Origin of the sequence: Aureimonas sp. AU22 (assembly GCF_001463745.1) — a bacterium.
Taxonomy (GTDB): Bacteria; Pseudomonadota; Alphaproteobacteria; order Rhizobiales; family Rhizobiaceae; genus Aureimonas.
The window spans coordinates 19643-38762 of sequence record NZ_BBWJ01000041.1 but is presented as its reverse complement, the minus strand read 5'-3'; the positions used below and the strand labels follow the sequence as shown (position 1 = coordinate 38762).

Genomic DNA, 19120 nt, shown 5'->3' with positions numbered 1-19120 from the left:
GGGAGCCGTTCCGGCGCGCGGTGCCGGGACGCATGCGCCCGAGGCGGAACGTGGCGGGATGCCGAAGCCACGCGAGTTCACCCGCGCGGCAGGATCGTTGCGGTCTGCGGGGGGATGGGCGATGTCGGCAAGGCGCGTCCGTCGGACGCCATTCCTGCCGTCCCTGCCGGTGATCCATCCAGCGGTTCTGCCGATCACGCTCGAACGATCCACGACATCCTCTCGGCGGTTCCCGGGTGCGGTGTCGTCCCGCCGATTCACCGCATCGGCATTCCACAGCGACGGCGGGCGGGCGACCAGTTCACCCTTCGGCGAGGATTGCGGACCGCGTGTCACAATCGGATACGGCCCGTCGCCGGCGACGCGCGACGCCTACTCCGTTCGCGGTAACGTTGGTGCAGGACGACGGCCGCGATGGATCAGTTGAGCAGAAGACCCGTTCTTGCCACCAAAGCCTTGGCGGCGGGCGTCAGTTGACGCTCGCAGGCCGAGACGATCTTTGCCGCCTGGGCCTGCGTGAGATAGTCGCCGAAGCCACCCGGCTTTCCGCGGCGCATCCGCAGGCTCTCCACATCGCCGCGATCGTATTCGTGGGCGGGAATTCCCTGTTCGATCTCGCGTTGGCGCATGGCCTCGAACCGGGATGCGCGCACGGCCTCGCCAAGGAGAGTCGGCTGCAACGGATGGCCGAGGAACGCGATGATCTCGGCGCTCGCACGTTGCGTGTCGGCCGACAGATCCTCGTAGCTGAGGACGGCGTTGCGATGGTGCGCGAGCCCCCGGCCCCAGGCGTTGAGATATCGGATCAGGGCGGGGACGCCCAGGCTCTCGTGCGCGATGAACGCGTCGAGCTCCCCGGAAAACCGGCGCTTGTGACGCGTTTCGTGGAAATAGGCCGAGACGAGGACGTCCCTTGGATCGCGCACCATGAAGACGACCGGCCGGTTGAGGAACAGGGTGCGCCTGTAGAGGTGGTGCGTGACGACGATGAGGGGCACCTGCGACCGGAGGCCACCATAGCGGAAGGCGGGAATGCCGCGAACGGGATCGGAATCGTAGTTCGGTACGACCCCGAACATCTCATGGAGACCGGCCCTGTCCGCCTCGCCGACGACCGAGGCGAAGTAGTGCGACAGGATCGAGCGGAACCAGGTACGCCCCGACTTCGGATAGGACGCCAGAAACGTGTCGGCGCCCGCGGCCGTCCAGACCAGCCGAGCCCGGCGGCTCACTTTCCGCAGCGCACTTCGATACATCATCGTCATCGACCCCACCCCCCTCGACGTCGACGCCGGATCGACCTGCTCTGGCGTCATCCGAGACGCCGTGGCCGTCAGGGGCCGCCGGCAGCCGCTCGGGGGAAGGACCACCGGACAGCACGCGATCCCCGGCGGGGAGCCGCGTCGATGCCCCCCGCGTGCGCGACGGCTCCAGTATGAGGACGGCGGCCCGATGGAACAGTGCGGACATCGGATAGGATCGGGCACCGAAGCCCTACGCCTAAAGGCGCTCTTCACCTTGCCCCGCATCCGTCGTGGCGTCGGCTCGGGGACCGGCCGGAGCGCCGGTTCGATTCGGAAGCACGGGGGATGCCCATGACGTCGATGCGCATCGCTTTCGTCGGCGCAGTGGAAGGCTCGCTCGTCGCCCTCAACGCGCTCATCGACGACGGGCTCGCCCCGATCCTCGTGGTGACGCTCGCCCCGGAAGCCGCCCACCGCCATTCCGACTTCGCCGATCTCGCGGCGCCCGCCCGGCGCGCCGAGGCTGCCGTTCATTTCACCGGCAACATCAACGCGCCCGAGACGGTGGAGGCGATCAGAGCGGCTGCGCCGGACCTCACGATGGTGGTGGGCTGGTCGCAGATCTGCCGCGAGCCGTTTCGCGCGGCGGCGCGGCTCGGAACGCTCGGCTATCACCCCGCCCCCCTGCCCCGCTTCCGCGGCCGCGCGGTCATTCCGTGGACCATCCTTGCGGGGGAGGAGACCACCGGCTCCACCGTGTTCTGGCTGGACGAGGGCACCGACAGCGGCCCGATCGTCGCCCAGCGCCTGTTTCCGGTCGCGCCCGACGAAACCGCCCGCTCGCTCTACGACAAGCATACGGGCGCGCTGGCCCAACTCGTGCCGCTGGTAGCGCGTCGCGTGGCGGCCGGTGATTGCGTGGGAACGGCGCAGGACCATTCGCTCGCCAGCTACTGCGCCAAGCGGACCGAGGCGGACGGGGAGATCGACTGGCGCGAGCCGGCCGAGGCGGTCCTACGCCTGGTGCGCGCGGTGGGCGATCCCTATCCCGGCGCGTTCACCCACGACGCCGGCACCAAGATTCGCATCGAAGCGGCCCGCCTCCTTGCTCCACGCGGGCGCTTCATCGGCCTGGCGGGACAGGTCCAGACCCACACCGCCGAAGGGTTCAGCGTTCTGTGCGGCGATGGGGCGGCGATCGAGGTCACCGCCTGGAGCGGGGCGGCCTCGAAGCCGCGGATCCACGTGAAACTCGCAGGCGCCTGACGCGTCAGGCGGGGACGGGAACCGGGGCGGGGTCGGAAGCCGGAACGGCGGCCGGCCATTGCTCGCGGTACCACCGGACGAAGGCCTCGACGCCCTCCTCCACCGCGGTATGGGGCACATAGCCGGTCAGCGCCTCGAGAAGGCGGTGGTCCGCGAAGGTGGCGCGAGCGTCGCCCGGCTGCATGGGAAGCATCCTGCGGACGGCCGGCTTGCCAAGGCACCGCTCGATCGTGTCGATGAAACGCACGAGTTCGACCGGCTCTCCGCCCGCGATGTTGACGAGTCGCCAGGGTGCCACGGGCGACAGCGTGTCGGTGAAGCCCTCGCCCGACACGGGACGTCCCATCACCGGCGCGCGCGCCGCCAACCGGACCACGGCCTCGACGAGATCGTCGATATAGGTGAAGTCGCGCTGCATCCGACCCTCGCCATAGACGTCGATGGGCCGACCGGCCTCGATCGCCTCTACGAAACGGAACAGCGCCATGTCCGGCCGTCCCCACGGCCCGTAGACCGTGAAGAAGCGGAAGCAGGTCGTCGGGATGGAAAAGAGATGCGCATAGGCGTGCGACATCGCCTCCATCGCCTTCTTGGTGGCGGCATAGAAGGTCAGGGGATGGTCCGCCTTGTCGCTCTCGCGGAACGGCATGGCTGTGTTGGCGCCGTAGGCCGAACTCGTGGACGCCAGCATCAGGTGCCGGATCTTCAGCCCGCGAGCGAGTTCGAGGACGTTGAACGAGCCCAGAAGGTTGCTGTCGGCATAGGTCTGCGGGTGCTCGATCGAATAGCGCACGCCGGCTTGCGCGGCGAGATGCACGATCATCTCCGGGTCCGCGAGGTCGGCTGCATGGCGCAGCGCGTCCATGTCCTCCAGCCGCGCCGTCAGCCCCTGGAAGTTAGGATGTCGCGCCAGGATCGCGTGCCGCGCGCTCTTCAGCTTCACGTCGTAGTAGGGCGTCATCGCGTCGAAGCCGACGACGACGTGCCCGTCGGCGAGCAGCCGGCTCGCCAGGTGGAAGCCGACGAAGCCCGCCGTCCCGGTGATGAGGATCCTCATGGCGCTCGGACCTTGCGAAAGGAGATGAGGACGGCGCGCGGTGGCGCGCCGGGTCCCGGGTCGGAAAGGGCGGCGCCGTTGCGAATCGTCATTCGGCCGCCACCGGCAGGCCGTGGGGCACCGGCATGGAGCCATCGCCGAGATTGGTGTAGCGCAGCCCGCGCTGCTCGATCTCGTCGGCGCGATAGATGTTGCGCAGGTCGACGAGGACGTCTCCCGACATGATCCGCGCCAGGCGGTCGATGTCGAGGGCGCGGAACTGGTCCCATTCCGTGACGATGACGACCGCCTGCGCGCCCTCGACGCATTCATACGGATCGGCGGCGTAGCGGACCGCCGGATCCAGGAGTTGGCGCGCCTGTTCCATGCCCTGCGGATCGTAGGCGGTGACGTGCGCGCCGGCGTCGATGAGCCCCTGGACGATGGAGATCGAGGGCGCTTCGCGCATGTCGTCGGTGTTGGGCTTGAAGGTCAGTCCGAGCACCGCGATCATCTTGGATCGCACCCGCCCGCCGCAGGCCGCGATGACCTTGCGCGCCATGGCGCGCTTGCGCTGGTCGTTGACGGCGACCGTGGTCTCGATCAGCCGCAAGGGGGCGTTGCTGTCCTGCGCGGTCTTGACGAGGGCGAGCGTGTCCTTGGGAAAGCAGGAACCGCCGTAGCCCGGCCCCGCGTTCAGGAACTTTGCGCCGATGCGCTTGTCGAGGCCGATGCCGCGGGCGACCTCCTGAACGTTGGCCCCGACGTTTTCGCACAGATCGGCCACCTCGTTGATGAAGGTGATCTTGAGCGCGAGAAAGGCGTTGGCCGCGTACTTGATGAGCTCGGACGTGCGCCGCGTGGTGAACAGGAGGGGCGCCTCGTTGAGGTAGAGCGGCCGGTAGATTCCGGTCATCACGTCGCGGGCGCGCGGATCGGACAGACCGACCACGATCCGGTCGGGACGTTTGAAGTCCTCGATCGCCGCGCCCTCGCGCAGGAACTCGGGGTTGGAGACGACGGCGACGTCGGCCGCGGGGTTCTGGCTCCGGATGATGTATTCCACCTCGTCGCCCGTGCCGACCGGCACGGTGGACTTCGTGGCGACCACGGTGAACCCCTGGACGTGGCTCGCGATCTCCCGGGCGACCGCGTAGACGTGGCTGAGGTCGGCATGCCCGTCGCCGCGCCGGGAGGGCGTGCCCACCGCGATGAAGACGACGTCCGCCTCCGACACGGGACCTGCCAGGTCGGTCGTGAACGAGAGCCGCCCGGCCTCGACGTTGCGCTCGACGAGGTCGGCCAGCCCCGGTTCGTAGATCGGCATCCGGCCGGCCAGAAGCGCGGCGATCTTGTGCTCCGCCTTGTCGACGCAGGTCACGACATGACCGAAATCGGCAAAGCACGCCCCGCTGACGAGACCGACGTAACCCGAGCCTATGATCGCGATCCGCATGACGCCGACGATGCTCCCCGAAAAGGACGTGCCGCGATCCTGCGGCGAGACGGCCTTCGCGCCGAGTGGTCAAATCGGCCATGGGCGCAGGATCGATCCCGCCGGTAGTTGCCTCGGCGGGTTCATTGTGGGGACGCGGCTCGCCTGCGCCTCCCGCCGTCCCGCATCGAGTTCGGCCGAAAGGACGATCCCGCTTCCCCCTTCGGCGATGGCGCTACGCCATTCGGCAGGCGGAGACGCGGGCGCCCCCTCCGTTTGCGGCTGCCAAGCCGGGCTTTTTGCGAGCGACGCGGCTGTGGCCCGCCCTCGGCGCTCGCCCTACCATCGGCATGAAGCGGTCGTGCGTGGAAGCAAGGCCGCTCGGCAGCGCGAACCCGTTCGAACAGTCGGCCCGCGAAAGAGGAGGTCGGTCGTGGTTGGACAGCGAAACTCGATGAACATGTCCGGTAGGTCGCTCGATATCCATCCCGGAGGCATGACCGAGCTGGAAGCCGAGCTCCTGGAATTTGAACGCACGCACGGCAACACCTACCAGTCGCGCGAGAGCGATGCGGGTTTCATCGTCCTGGGCCTCAGCGCCCTTCTGATGAACGCGGCCTTCGGCTGGGTGATCTTCAAGAAGGTCTGGTTCGGGTGGCTCGCCATGCCGGGCTGGTGGTAGCCGGCGATCCCCACCCCACTGACCATCACGGCGCGTGCTCGCGTCGGGCTCCCCCGACGGCTCGGGCGCGACCGCGCGATGGACCGGGCGGATCGATGCGATCTTTCGATGCGCCCGCTACCTCCTCCGGCTAGGCCTTGGTGCCGTTGAGCCAACTGGAGGCTTGGCGGAACTTCCGTAAGGTCCGATGGCGTCGAATGGAGTCTGAACCCCGTGACGCTGCCGCCAGCTTTCCCCGCGATCGAAACGGACGCGTCCGTCAACGTCCTTCACACCATCACCGGTCTCAACGTCGGCGGTGCGGAATACATGCTGACCCGGTTTCTGGAACAGCTGGACCGGGCTGCCTTCTCCTCGACGGTCCTGTCGCTGCTTCCGCCGGGTCTTCTGCAACCGCGTGTCCTGCGCACGAGGGCCGATGTCGTCTCCGTCGACATGGACCGCCGGCCGCGCGCGCGCGACGCCGTGCGCCTCGCCCGTCTCGTCGGTCGCTCCAGGCCCGACCTCATCCACGGCTGGATGTATCACGGCAATGTCGCTGCGACGCTTGGGTCGCTCCTTGGGTTCAACATCGTTCCGATCGTGTGGAGCATCCATCACACGATCCCCGACATCGAGAACGAGAACAGCCTGACCCGGCGTCTCATCGCCATCTCCGCAAGGCTCTCCAGCCGGGTTGCCGCGATCTCCTACTGCTCCCGCGTCGCTGCGGACGACCACGAGCGCCTCGGCTTCGACCCGGCCCGGCGGGTGGTGATACCGAACGGCATCGACTGCGCCGAATTCCAGCCGAGGCCGGACGGGCCGAGGCACGTGCGGCAGATCTTCGGTATCCCGGCGGATCGCCTGATCGTCGGCCACGTCGCCCGCAACCATCCGATGAAGAACCCGGCCTCGATCGTTCGCGCCATCAAGCGCCTCGTGGACCAGGGCCACGACATCCAGGGCATCTTCATCGGCGACGGCCACGACGAGGGGCCGGTGCGCCATGTCGCCCGCGAGCTCGGCATCGACGCCCGGATCACCACGCCCGGCATCCGAAGCGATGTGGCCGATCTTCTTCCCGGTTTCGACGTCTTCGCGCTTTCGTCCAGCTGGGGGGAAGCCTTCTCGCTGGCGGTCGGCGAAGCCATGGCCTGCGGCGTTCCGGCGGTGGTCACCTCGCTCGGCGACTGCGGCTGGCTCGTCGGCCCGACCGGCGCCGTGGTCCCGCCGGGAGACCAGGACGCCTTCGACGCCGGGCTGGAGCGCCTCGTCGCCATGTCGGACGAGGACCGCCGCGCCCTCGGCGCCAAGGCCCGGCAGCGCGTGATCGAGAACTTCTCGCTGGCGCAATACGTCAGCCGGCACCTGGATCTCTACGCAGGCGCCCTGGCCGGCCGACGATCCACCGCCTCGCACTAAGGAGAGTGCCATGTCCCGGTCCGAACGGCCCCTGGTCTCCGGCGGCGGCGCGTCGCCGAACGAGGGCGCTGCGGCGTCGATGCAACGGGTCGTGGTGATCGCGAGCCTCACGCGATCCCTTGTCAACTTCCGGCTGGAGCTGCTCGCCGGCATGGTCGCCGGGGGCCACGAGGTCACGGCGCTCGCCCCCGACGACGATCCGCAATCCATTGGGGCGCTGTCGCGGGCCGGCATCGGCTTCCGACGGATCGCGATGGCACGGACAGGGAGCAATCCGATCGCCGATATCGCAACGCTCGCATCGATCCACCGGGAGATCCGCCGGCTGGCGCCGGATGTCGTCGTCGCCTACACGATGAAGCCGATCATCTACGGCAGCCTGGCCGCGCGCTTGGCCGGAGTTCGAAAGCGCTACGCGCTGTTCACGGGCATGGGCTACGTGTTCAGTGGAGACCGGAACGGTCCCCGCGCCACCATGCTGCGATGGCTGAGCGTCGCCCTGTATCGCCGCGCGCTCGTCGGCTTGACGTCGGCCTTCGCCTACAACGAGGCCGATGCGCAGGACATCCGGCGCCATCGCATGATCGACGCCCGAACCCCGCTCGTCATGGTGCCCGGTTCCGGCGTCAACCTCGATCAGTTCGCCGCGGTCCCGGTTCCCGCCGGCCCTGCGGTCTTCCTTCTGGTGGCGCGACTGCTGCGCGAGAAGGGGATCGCGGAGTTCGCGGAGGCCGCAAAGCGTCTCAAGCGCGATTTCCCGGACGCCCGCTTTCAGGTTCTGGGGCCCTTCGATCCCAGCCCGCTCGGCATCACGCGCGACGAACTCGACCGCTGGCATGCCGACGGCTCGATCGAGTACCTGGGCGAAACCACCGACGTCGCGCCGTTCCTGGCGGCAGCGACCGTCTTCGTGCTTCCGTCGACCTATCGCGAGGGCATCCCGCGAAGCGCGCTGGAAGCCCTGTCCACGGGACGCGCCGTCGTCACCACGAACGCGCCGGGTTGCCGCGACACCGTGGTGGACGGGCGAAACGGGTTTCTGGTTCCGCCGAAGGATCCGGCGGCGCTGGCCGATGCCATGCGGGCCTTTCTCCTGGACGAGACGCTGGCCGGGCGCATGGGAGCGCAGTCGCGGCGCCTTGCGCAGGAGCGGTTCGACGTTCGGATCGTGGCCGACGGCTTGATCCGCGCGTTCGGGCTTCGATCCGTTGCCGCGGACCGCGATGAGCGCGACGGGGCACATTGGGCCGGCGCTGCGCCGGCTTCGATCGGCGGCGAGGCGGCCGGCCCGGCCGCTGCGGCCTGGGCCGGCTCCGCAGCGGCTACTCGGTGAAGTAGCGGCGGGTCTTGCGACGGGCGGCACGGGACGTGCGAAGCCCGTTCTGGCTCGTTCCCGGATCCGCCCCGTTCAGGACGCCGATCAGCCTCGCATTCGTCAGCCAGACCTTGTCGCGCGCCTCGCGAAGGGCATCCTCCGAGCTTCGCCCGCACAGCGCGACCAGGACCACCGCGTCGGCGGAGCCGGCGATCGTCGTGGCGTCCTCGACGGCGAGAAGGGGCGGCGCGTCGAGGACGATGACGTCGTAGTTCTCGCGCAAGGTGCCGATATAGGTCTCGAAGGACTGGCGCTGCAGAAGACCACGCCCCCCCCCACGCCGCCCTTCCGAAACGGCGACGTCGAGGTTGGGCGTATCGACGACCGCCCGAAGCGTATCGCCCTGCGCGCAATGGCCGTCCAGATAGCTTTCGATGGTCCGCGGCGGGTTCTCGTTCACGCCGAGCTGCCCTCGGATCTCATCGCTCCAGCCATCGAGATCGACGAGGAGCGTGCGCTCGCCCTGCAGCGCCGCGGCGCAGGCGAACCCGATCGCCGTCGTGGTGCGGCCCTCGGCGGGCGAGGCGGAACTGACCATGACGACGAAGGCGCGCGTTCCCGGATAGGAGCGGCGGGACGCGTTGCACAAGGTATGGAACGCCTCGCCGACGCGCGAGCGCCTCGACGAGGAAAGCCGGCTCGCAACGTTCACCGGCCGGCCGAAGAAGCGCGATCGCATGCGCGGCACGATGCCCATGACCGGCGCCTGCAGGATGGAAGCCAGATGCTTGGCATTGTGGACGCGCGAGTCGGCGCCTTCGATCGTCAGGGCGATGATGAAGGCGAGGACCACCGAGCCCGCCAGCGCGCCCGCCGTCATCATTCGAGGCTTCGGGAAGGCCGGCTCCCGCGGGACCTCGGCATAGGAGATCACGCGCGCGCCGGGATCGGCGGCGTCCGAGTAGGGATCGAGCTTGCCGAGGCGGGACGAGATCAGATCATAGAGCTTCTGTTCCGTCATCAGGTCGCGGTTCAACTCACGCAGCCGGATCTCGTCGACGCTTCGCCGACGTAGCTCCTTGTTGAGGCCGGCAAGGTCGCTCTCGAGCTTGGTGATGCGCTCCTGCGCGACGCTGACATCGTTCCGCAGGTTGGCGACGATGTCGTTCATCTCTCCCGATATGAGCTTGCGCACGCTGGCGATCTTGGCGTCCGCGTCCTGGATCAGCGGATGGTTCTCGCCGTAGTTACGGGCCAGCTGTGCCCGGTCGCGCTGCGCGGAGGCTTCCTCGTTGCGAAGCGTCGTCAGGAACTCGGACTTGAGCAGCGGGTCCGTGCCCGCGACGGCGCCGCTGACATCGCCCTGGACCTGCTCCAACCGCGCCTGAGCCTGCGTGTAGTCCCCGCGCGCAGTGCTGAGCTGCTCGTTCGTCTGCTGCATCGCGAGACGCAGGAGATCGTCCCGGGGATCGATCGAAACGTTCAACCGGCTGCTGTACTCGGAGATTTCGAGTTCCTTGCTGGCGATGCTGGCGGCAAGGTCGCTTGACTGCTGCCGCAGGAACGCGGTCGCATTGCGGATATCGTCGCGCTTCTGGTCGCGCGACCATTCGACGAACTGTCCGGTGATCGCATTGGCGAGCTTGGCCGCCATCTCGGCGTCGCCGTGCGTGACGGAAACGGTGAGCGCCATGCTCTCGCCGTTGCGAACGGTCGACAACTTGGACAGGAGGATCGAGATCGCCTGGTCCCTCTGCACGTCGGCGCTCGGGACGCTCGCGTTGGTCCGCTCGCCCTCGCCGCCGAAGAAGGCAACGACGGATCCCAGGATGCCGGAAGCTTGGGCCGGCTCGGCTGAGCCGTCGGCCGCGGTCTTCGGCAGGTATGGATTGAAGTCGGGATCCTTCACGAGCTGAAGGTCGTCGACGACGCGCCCGGCGAAGCTGCGCGACTTGATGAGGTCGGACTCCGTATCCAGCGTCTCGTGAGACGGCGGTCTCGTCTGCGTGTCGGGCTGGTCCTCGAGAAGGTTCGGATCGTCGGGTTCCAGAAGGATCATCGACCGGGCGGAATAGGACTTCGGCAACGTGTAGGCCGCGGTCGCCGCGGCCAGCGTGCCGACGCAGACGATCGCCGCGATGAGCAGGAAGCGGCGATGCAGCAGCCCGTAGAGTTCGCGCGGCCCGATGACGCTTCTCTCGGGCGGCTCCGGTCGATCGAAAGGGTCCCGGCGATGACCGTCGGAACGGTTCGAAATCAGGTTGTCGCCGATCATGCTTACGGTCATGGAACATCCGTTGGAAACGACTGCGCAAGCCCTGCACTGTCGGCTTTTCTCGATCTTCTCACGGAGCCGACGCTTAGCATGGCCCGAGACCGGTCGAACGGCACCAATCGGGGGAATGGACGGGTACGGCCCTATCCGGATGGATGAAGCGGGCGGCCGAGAATCCAACTTTTGTCGCTCGTCGAATTCATCCACTTCCAGAAGGACACTGCGGGCTCGCGTGCGCCTCGTCGCTCGTGGCTGCATGCCGGCCAACCCGGGGTCCCGGATCACGATGAACCAGAATCCCCCTTTCGACGACGGCTGGGCACGACCTCTTCGCCCCCTCGCCACGACCCCGCCCCCCTTGGCGCGGGGATGGAGCGTCGATGGCATCCGGTTGGCGCTGGGATGCGCCTTCGTCTTCCTGGCCCCCTTCAACCTCCTTCGGCTCGACGCCTTCTACTTCACCTTGAGCGATGCGTTCGCCGCGGTCCTCCTGTTCGTCATGCTGCTCGGCCGGGGGTTCGAAGTCGCGCCGCTGAAGGCCGCCACCGTGTTCTGGAACAGCGGCATCGCCCTGTTCTCCGTCATGATGCTGACGAGCAGCCTCCTCTTCGGAGACCCGGAGCGCGGCTTCATCGTGGTCGGCCAGTATCTCTTCGCCTACTGGCTCCTTGGCCACATCCTGCTTGGCCGGCCCTCCGGCGAGGTGGCCACCTTCGCCAAGATCTACGTCGTCGCCATGTGGATCATCTGCGTGCAGGGGATCTACGTCATCCATGTGCTCCAGACGACGGGCACGACCTTTGTGAGCGGCAACGGGCGGTTCCTCGGGTTCGTGGAGCGGGAGAACGAGTGCGCCGCGGTGATCGCGATGGCGGTGCCCCTGCTCTTCTGGCTGACGGAAACGGGCCGGGTCGGGCGGCTCTGGCTGGTTCTCGGCCTGCCGCTTCTCGCCTACGGCATCGTGCTCACCGGATCGAACACGGGGCTGATCATGCTCTCGTATTCGATCGGGGCCTTCGTCCTGATCGGCTGCTCGATGAAGCAGATGGTCATGATCGGGGCGATCCTCGCCGGCATCGTCAATGTCGTCCTGACCTGGGGGCGGGACTTCCTTCCCGACGTCTTCCAGCGCCGCGTTCTGGGCGCCCTGGAGACCGGCGACATCGACAGTGCCGGAACCTTCGTCGGCCGCATGCAGCTCGTCCACGCGGCGGTCAACATGGCCGAGCGGTCCATGATCTTCGGGGCGGGGGCGGACCAGTTCCGCACCCTCGGAACCCTCAACGCCCCGGTCCACAACACCTATCTCCTGATCTGGAACGAGGCCGGCTTCCCCGGACTGATCGGCTTCTGCCTGATGCTGCTGGCTCCGATCCTCGTCGGCATCTCGGCCTTCGGCAAGGGAGGAGACCGGTTGGCGGGGACCTGCACCCTCGTCATGACCGGATCCTTCATCCTGATGCTGAACACGCTTCCGCACGTCTACGGGCGCTTCATGGTGGTTCCCCTCCTGCTCGGCATCGCGCCCAGCATCGCGGCGCTGCGGCGGGCACCGGCCAAGGGCCCTGTCCGGCCACGCGCGGGAAGACGCCGAGGCTAGGGCCCGCAAGGGTCCGACGTTCGAGCCGGGGCTCGGAGACCTCGAGCCCCGCGATTCCCCTGCGACTGTCAACTGCACCCTTCGTGCAAGGCCTTCGGCGGCCCCACGCCTCTTGCGTAGTCGAAGGTCGCATTGAGCGGCCGGTTCGGGATCGATACGTTCAGTCGTTGCCGCAGGCCGCAGCCTGTTCTTGCGACGTCTCGACCAACAATGGCGGCCGGACACGGGATCCACGATGGCGCTTGGTATCTTGATCTCATCGGCGGGACGTCGTGCGGGCCTCGTGGACTGCTTTCGCCGCTCCGGCGAAGCGCTGGGGCTCGAGCTCAAGATCGTCGCCTGCGACCTCCGGCCGGAACTCAGCGCCGCGTGCCATCTGGCCGACGTCGCCCTGGCCTTGCCGCGCTGCACGGACGCTGGCTATGTCGACGCGTTGATCGACATCGTCGAGGCGCACGACATTCGCCTCGTCGTGCCGACGATCGATCCCGAACTCGAGGTCCTCGCATCCGCCCGCGACGCATTCGCCCGTCGCGGCGCACGCGTTCATGTCAGCCCGGAATCGGTGATCGCCGTGGCGCGCGACAAGCTGCGGACCGCCGAGGTGCTGGCGGCGGCCGGCGTCCCCGTTCCTCGAACGCGCGCCTTCGACCCGACGAGCCACGCCAACGGCTTTGCCTGGCCGATGTTCCTGAAACCCTCGGGCGGCAGTGCCAGTCGGGGCATACGGGTCGTGTCCGGTCCGCAGGAGCTGCCGGACGCCATCGACGAGCCGATGGTGCTGCAGCAACTCCTGCATGGTCCGGAATACACGGTGAACATGTTCGTCGACATCGACGGCACCTTGCGCAGCGTCGTGGCGCATCGCCGGCTCAGCGTGCGTGCCGGCGAGGTCGAGAAAGGCCGGACCGAGCGGGCGCCTCTCTTCACGCAGCTGGCGGCCGGCGTGCTGCGTGCCCTGCCGGAGGCGCGCGGCGTTCTGTGCTTCCAGCTGATCCAGGATCCGGGAGCCGGACCCTGCGTCTTCGAGATCAACGCCCGCTTCGGTGGCGGCTATCCCCTGGCCCACCATGCGGGCGCCGAGTTCAGCCGCTGGCTCCTGGAGGAGGTGGCCGACCTTCCTCGTACCGCCCACGACGGGTGGCGGGACGGCGTGACCATGCTGCGCTACGACGCGGCCGTGTTCGAAGGCTGACATGCGCGCCTCGCCACTGGTCGTCTTCGATCTCGACGACACGCTCTTCCTGGAACGCGATTTCGCGCGCAGCGGCTATGCAGCGGTCGAGACGCGGCTTCGCGAACGCCATCCGACGGTGTCGGGCTTCGCCGACCTCTGCCTCGCGCTCCTGGACGCGGGCTCGCGCGCCCGCATCTTCGACGAAGCGGCGGCGCGGATCGGGCTGTCGCTCGCACCGGACGAGCTGGCCGAACTCGTCGAGACCTATCGCTCCCATCGCCCGGCGATCGCGCTGGCGCCCGACGCGCGACGCTATTTCCATAAGCACGGCACCGCGCTCCTCGCCGCCCTCGTGACGGACGGACCGGCGCGAACGCAGGAAGCCAAGATCAAGGCCCTCGGGCTGGATCGCATCCTTCCCTGCATCGTGTGCACGGGGCATCTCGGGCCGGGCTTCGGCAAGCCGCATGCGCGCCCCTTCGCCATCGTCGAGGACTGGGCCTCCCCCTTCCGCCGGCCGCTGGTCTATGTCGCCGACAATCCGGCCAAGGACTTCGTGACGCCGAACGCGCGGGGTTGGCTGACGGTCCAGATCGAACGGGTCGGCAAGATCCATCCCTCACATGCCATCGATCGCGACCATGCCGCACGAGCAACGATCGGTTCGCTCGACGACCTCGACGCGTGCCTCGCCGGCCTGGCCGCTTGAGGCCGCTCCACGCATCGAACGCCGCCTGCGTCCCGCCTCCAGCGCAACCGACCGGCCTGCTCTCCCCTTTCGGCTTAGGCCGGCCGCCCAATGGAGGGATCCCCAGCATCGGCGATGCCTGTTCGGACACGGCTCATCTCCGGCTGCTCGTCTGTGCGCCGGGCCATGGACGACCCTAGACTCGCCCTTGCGAACGACCAGACGACGTCACCGGAAGCCCGCCATGAGCCCTCAGCACACGCAGGACCGAACGAGCGAGCCGAAGGCCTTCAACGCGGCGACGCATGGGTTGCGCGGCATCGCATCCCTGATGGTGCTGTTCGCCCACATGACGGGCGGCATGGCGGAGCATGTCTACGCATCGAACACCGCCTATGTAGAAGGGATCGTTCCCTACTGGAACTTCGGCACCTTCGGCGTCGATCTCTTCTTCGTCATCAGCGGCTTCGTCATCCTGCCGAGCGCCCTGCGCTATACCTGGCGGGAGTTCGCGGCCAGGCGGTTCATGCGCCTTTATCCGCTGTTCTTCGCGTTGTCGCTCGTCTTCATCGCTGTGAACGCCCTGACGCACATCCAGCCGGAGGCCAACGATCCCTTCACCATCGCGATCGCGCTGACCTTCCTCGATCTGTTCACGTCGACCGAGCAATTGACGCCGAACGCCTGGAGCCTGACCTTCGAGGTCTGGTTCTACATCTTCACGGCGCTCGGCGTTTACGCGATCCTGCGCCGCCCAACGCTTCTGGCACGCGGCGTCCTGGTGGCCGCGGTCGCCGCCTTCCTGGCCTATTATCCCATCACCTCCTACTTCATCGCCGGCTTATGCGTTCGGCTCGCCTACGATCGCTGGGACGGCCTGCGATCGGGACGCCACTGGCTGGCCGAGGCCGCGATGCTGGGAACATGCGTGTTCCTGGCCTCGCTCGGACACTACAACTACGACTGGATCGAATTCCGGAACCCGGTCCTGACGCTGCTGATCCTGGCGACCGCGGGCTATTTCGCTCTCGCCGTGTCGCGCAACAGCCTCACGACGCGGATCGTCTCCCACCGGGCGATCCTGTACTTCGGGACGATCAGCTACAGCCTCTACCTCGTGCATCCGTACATCTACTACGCGATGAGACTGGTGTTCGTTCGTGCGGGGCTCTTCACGACCGACGTCGCCAGCTCGGCCGTGCTGTTTATGGCGGCGACGGTGCTCGCCGTGATCCCCGTGACGCACCTCGTCCACGTCCTCTTCGAACGCTGGCCCTATGAGTGGGCCTATGGGGAACGGGTGCTCGGTCGGCCGACGAGGTTGCCCGGCCTTCGGCGGCGCGCCCGCGCGGCGGCCTGACTGCGGCGACGGGAGCCAGGACGGGCGCGGCGGGGGCGATCCCTACCGCCGGGAATGCCTCAGTCCGGATATCGGCCCGCCAGACGTTCTTGCGACAACCATTCCATGAAGCGATCGAAGCTCGACCAGCCGTCGTCGTCGCGCGTGGCCCAGGCATCGTTCCGGCCGACCTTCGCCCCGAACCGCTCCTCGATCCGATCGGCCATGCCATCCCCGTCGACGTCCTCATAGGCCGGCGCGTCGGAAACCGGTTCCAGTGCGCCCGGCTCATGCTTCAGGGATCCGGACCCCTCGCGGCCGAGTTCGCCGGCCTCCTGAACGAACCGGCGGTCGACACGATCGCGCGGGAAGGCGCCCGCTCGGGCGCGCACCTCCCGGTAGCTTGCCTCGGCATTCGCGAAGCTCGGCACCGACAAGGGGCATTCCGGCCGGTCGACGAGAACCGGCAGCGTGTCTTCGGCGATCGGTGTCAGGATCTTGGACGGTGGAGCCCAGACGGCGTTTTCCACCGCGTAGATCGACGGTTCGGCGACGCTTTCGGTATCGTTCCAGTTGATCGCGGCGGTGCGCTCCAGCGTGGACGGCCCCGCCTTGAAGTAGTTCCCGACGAAGGAGATGGTGGTTCCGCCGGCATGTTGGCTGAACACCTCGGCCCATTCCGAACGCGCGTTGTAGAACAGGTTGTCCACGATCTCGACGCAGGAGCGGCGCGCGTGGTTGTCGTCGGGATTGCGGTCGTTGTTCGAGATGCACAGGTTGCGCCAGAAGCTGATGGCTTGCGGCGCGGTCGACTGGGACCCGAACAGGGCGCACTTGCTGTGCTTGCGAAGTCCCTCGCCGAAGATCGAATAGGCGATGGTGACGTTCGTCGCCTGGCCCTGGATGTTGACGTTCTCGTCGCTCGCCCACGAACCGGAGACATGATCGACATAGACGTCCCGGCTGTTCTCGACGGTCAACGCGTCGACGTTCGGCACCTCTTCGGGTGCCTGCGAGCGCAGGCGCAGATGACGAAGCACGACGTCGTGCGTATTGCGCACGGCGATCGGGGCGCGCATGAAATCCTTCGAGTTCGGATCCACCGTGATGGTGATCCCGCCGCCCGGCGCCGTCTGCCCGAGGATCGACAGGAAGCTCGATTGCGGCCCGTCGATCAACAGGGTCCGCTGAAGCACGATCACCCCGGAGACCCGAAAGACGCAGTTACGCGGCCCCGTGGCGAGGACGCAGGCCCGAAGGCTACCGGGGCCCGAATTGTCGAGGTTGCTCACGACGATGATGCGCCCGTTGCGACCGCCCTGTGCCTGGCGCCCATGCCCTTCGGCGCCGGGAAAGGCCGCGAGCGTGTCGGCGCCGGCGGCCGGGAGCGAGAGGATGGCGGCGGCGAGAGCGCCGAGGAGAAGCGCACGGGGCAGCGACGAGCGCCGCACGAGCGAGGGCCTTCGAAAGCGCATTCGGGGATCTCCAAGGCATTGGTGATGGCCGCCGGGTTCGCCCGGCATCAAAGCTCGCGGCGGCGCCACCGCCCTCCGACTTCCGCGGCACGAGGATCGGCCCTGCCGAACCGTCGCTCAGGGGCCGTCGCCATTGTCCTCGAAGAAGCGCGCGAGCACGAAGACGCCCTGCATGAAGCGCCGCCCGTCGATCCAGCCGTCGTCCGCCCATCTCCCCTGCGCGTCGATCCCGTCGACGAACGCCTGGGCCTGCGCGGAGAGCTCGGACGGGTCGAGCTCGTCCGCCTCGCTGACCCACAGCTTCTCGGGGACGATCGGTGCCCCCTTCTCGATGCTTCGCAGCCGCGCGAGCACCTTCGGGATCTCGAACTGGCCCTTCATGCCGTAATGACCGAGGAGGTCGTCGTCGCTGAAGGTCAGGCGGTTCTCGTTGTCGACATAGAGAGGTCGATCGGTCTTCAGCTCGTAGAAGCGAGCCCAGTTCCCGTCGGGGAGCCGAACCGCCTCCAGCCAGTCCGCCGCCGATCGGGCAGCATCGAGATACTTGCGCTCCCCCGTCTCGCCGGACAGCTCGATCAGGTACTCGATGCAGCCGGCCGTCTCGTGCGAAACCACCGCCGGTGGTTCGAACTTGCGGCCCCAGACGGGCTGCATGGTCCGATCGTACTGCTGGCTCCATCCCCGCTGGGGCGCGGGTAGCTGTGCCGCGAGGAGGAAGTCGCCGACCCGCCGGGCGGTGGCGAGGTACTGGTCCTTGCCGTAGAGCCGATAGGCGTTGAGAAACGAGCGCCCGACGTTGCGCGGCAGGTTGTCGTTGGTCACGAAGTAAGGGGCCGTCGTGGGCTTGATCCAGGTCCGCGACCAGCTGTCGGGCATCGTCGCTTCCGCCGCGGACGGCACGTCCTGACCCGGGATCTTGTTCGTGAAGAAGACCGGAAAGGCACCGTTGGCGTACTGGGCCTTCATCAGTCGCTTCAGCCCCTTCTTGATCGCCTCGTCGACCGCGGGAACTGAATGCGCGCTGGCCTCGTCGAACCACATCAGGAAGTTGAGGACGCTCTGCGTCGTGTTGTCGTCGAGAACCGTCCTGTTCCTGTTGGGGTTGTCTTCGGCGTCGGGGCACTTCTTGCCCGCATCGAGGGACCGGTAGCACCATTGGCCGACGAGTTCGGGGGATGTCTCGATCTTGTAGAACCATCCGCCGGAGACGAGCTGCGTGCGAACGAGCGCTTCGGCGACCGTGCGGGCGGCCTCAAGCCATTCCGGCTGGCCGGTGATCTGGTGAAGGCGGAGAAAGGCGGCCCCGATGGCGGGCGTACCCGGCGGCTCGACCCAACCGATGCTGGACGGCACCTTGCCGCCCTCGCCCATACGCACCGTGCCGTCGGCGGAATAGCGCCAGACATAGGTTCCTTCGACGCCCAGACGATCGCGGAAGAACGTGGCCGCCCGTTCGAGAACGGAGAGGGCATCATGCGGGGTCGCAGCCTGCGCGATACCGGACGCGGAAAGAAGGATCGCCAGCCCCGCGCACGCGAACAGGCGGGAAACGCATCCCGCGACCACGGTCGCGGGCCGAAACACCGACCGGGCGCGCTTCGGCGTGACGACGCGACGATCCGTGGAACGGTCGACCGGCAAAGGCCCCAGCGGCGTCGTGGCCGTCGTCCGTCGGCGCAAGGTGGTCGGGTCGGAGCGTGATCCGAGAGGGAGTTCGATGTCTTTCATGGGAACGCCGTGGTTTCGCCCGCCGCATTGTCGACCGTCGCGACAGAGGCGCCGTGCGGCGTTACACGGGGATCTGTCCTGCCCTCGGATATTCGGCGACGCCCGCAACACGATGGCACCGAATCGGCCGGCGCGAGGGCGCGCGTTTCCAGGACTACAACCGCGTATCACCAGCCTCCACGGGTCCAATGGGTCCTCCGGCGCGGCCGATCGTATAGGTTCCCGGCCAGGATCCATCGAAAGGCGTAAGGGTTTGGCGCGGGACACCCGTCCACGCCGCCACGGGCGTGGCGGCCGGCCGCTGCGGGAAGGCCGCCGGCGCCGTCGCGCGCCGCGGCTTGCGAGACAGCGGATCGGACCGCAGACGTGGTGGGTCGTCGGTCTCCAGCGCACGACAGCACGGTCCCTACCTCAAAAGACTGACGCCGCGCACCAACGGGCGCGATAGGGGGCCTT

At 67.8% G+C, this 19120-nt stretch carries 14 protein-coding genes; 8 read left to right on the top strand and 6 right to left on the bottom strand.

Annotated elements, in window-relative coordinates:
* Positions 1-419: 419 nt before the first annotated feature.
* The gene (locus AUL34_RS14505; protein ID WP_061935024.1) at positions 420-1265 is read right to left on the bottom strand and encodes a sulfotransferase domain-containing protein; all 846 of its coding nucleotides are present in this window, start codon (positions 1263-1265) and stop codon (positions 420-422) included.
* A 339-nt stretch (positions 1266-1604) separates the two neighbouring features.
* Here AUL34_RS14505 and AUL34_RS14500 point away from each other — a divergent pair, with 339 nt between their 5' ends.
* Positions 1605-2510, top strand: coding sequence for a methionyl-tRNA formyltransferase (locus tag AUL34_RS14500; protein ID WP_061935038.1), 906 nt, complete (start codon positions 1605-1607; stop codon positions 2508-2510).
* 4 nt (positions 2511-2514) lie between these two features.
* Here AUL34_RS14500 and AUL34_RS14495 read toward each other — a convergent pair whose 3' ends face one another.
* Entirely contained in the window at positions 2515-3567 is a 1053-nt protein-coding gene (locus AUL34_RS14495; protein ID WP_061935022.1) for an NAD-dependent epimerase/dehydratase family protein, read from the bottom strand.
* Between the two features lie 88 nt (positions 3568-3655).
* Positions 3656-5002: a UDP-glucose/GDP-mannose dehydrogenase family protein gene (locus tag AUL34_RS14490; RefSeq protein ID WP_061935020.1), complete on the bottom strand. Its 1347-nt coding sequence runs from the start codon at positions 5000-5002 to the stop codon at positions 3656-3658.
* A 412-nt stretch (positions 5003-5414) separates the two neighbouring features.
* Here AUL34_RS14490 and AUL34_RS14485 point away from each other — a divergent pair, with 412 nt between their 5' ends.
* The 3 genes from AUL34_RS14485 (at position 5415) to AUL34_RS14475 (ending at position 8400) form a co-directional block, all read left to right on the top strand.
* Positions 5415-5663: a hypothetical protein gene (locus tag AUL34_RS14485; RefSeq protein WP_192845762.1), complete on the top strand. Its 249-nt coding sequence runs from the start codon at positions 5415-5417 to the stop codon at positions 5661-5663.
* A 213-nt stretch (positions 5664-5876) separates the two neighbouring features.
* Entirely contained in the window at positions 5877-7067 is a 1191-nt protein-coding gene (locus AUL34_RS14480) for a glycosyltransferase (RefSeq protein WP_061935016.1), read from the top strand.
* A gap of 10 nt (positions 7068-7077) precedes the next feature.
* Positions 7078-8400, top strand: a complete 1323-nt coding sequence (locus AUL34_RS14475; RefSeq protein WP_244492582.1) for a glycosyltransferase family 4 protein — start codon at positions 7078-7080, stop codon at positions 8398-8400.
* On the opposite strand, the gene AUL34_RS14470 is transcribed toward AUL34_RS14475, so the two are convergent.
* Complete coding sequence (locus AUL34_RS14470; RefSeq protein ID WP_061935014.1) at positions 8390-10669, bottom strand: polysaccharide biosynthesis tyrosine autokinase; 2280 nt, start codon at positions 10667-10669, stop codon at positions 8390-8392. The genes AUL34_RS14475 and AUL34_RS14470 overlap by 11 nt on opposite strands.
* 274 nt (positions 10670-10943) lie before the next feature.
* Here AUL34_RS14470 and AUL34_RS14465 point away from each other — a divergent pair, with 274 nt between their 5' ends.
* From AUL34_RS14465 to AUL34_RS14450, 4 genes are all read left to right on the top strand, one after another.
* Positions 10944-12257 carry an O-antigen ligase gene (locus tag AUL34_RS14465; protein ID WP_192845761.1) on the top strand — a complete coding sequence of 438 codons (1314 nt, stop codon included), beginning with the start codon at positions 10944-10946 and terminating at the stop codon, positions 12255-12257.
* Between the two features lie 235 nt (positions 12258-12492).
* Positions 12493-13452: an ATP-grasp domain-containing protein gene (locus tag AUL34_RS14460; RefSeq protein ID WP_061935010.1), complete on the top strand. Its 960-nt coding sequence runs from the start codon at positions 12493-12495 to the stop codon at positions 13450-13452.
* A 1-nt stretch (position 13453) separates the two neighbouring features.
* Positions 13454-14143 (top strand): HAD family hydrolase, encoded by a 690-nt coding sequence (locus AUL34_RS14455; protein WP_061935008.1) that lies wholly within the window; start codon positions 13454-13456, stop codon positions 14141-14143.
* Between the two features lie 223 nt (positions 14144-14366).
* Positions 14367-15482: an acyltransferase gene (locus AUL34_RS14450; RefSeq protein ID WP_061935006.1), complete on the top strand. Its 1116-nt coding sequence runs from the start codon at positions 14367-14369 to the stop codon at positions 15480-15482.
* Between the two features lie 59 nt (positions 15483-15541).
* On the opposite strand, the gene AUL34_RS14445 is transcribed toward AUL34_RS14450, so the two are convergent.
* Both AUL34_RS14445 and AUL34_RS14440 read right to left on the bottom strand, forming a co-directional pair.
* On the bottom strand, positions 15542-16936 hold the full coding sequence (locus AUL34_RS14445) for a polysaccharide lyase family 1 protein (protein ID WP_061935004.1): 1395 nt from the start codon (positions 16934-16936) through the stop codon (positions 15542-15544).
* 117 nt (positions 16937-17053) lie between these two features.
* Positions 17054-18664, bottom strand: a complete 1611-nt coding sequence (locus tag AUL34_RS14440; RefSeq protein WP_061935002.1) for a pectate lyase — start codon at positions 18662-18664, stop codon at positions 17054-17056.
* Between the last annotated feature and the right edge of the window lie 456 nt (positions 18665-19120).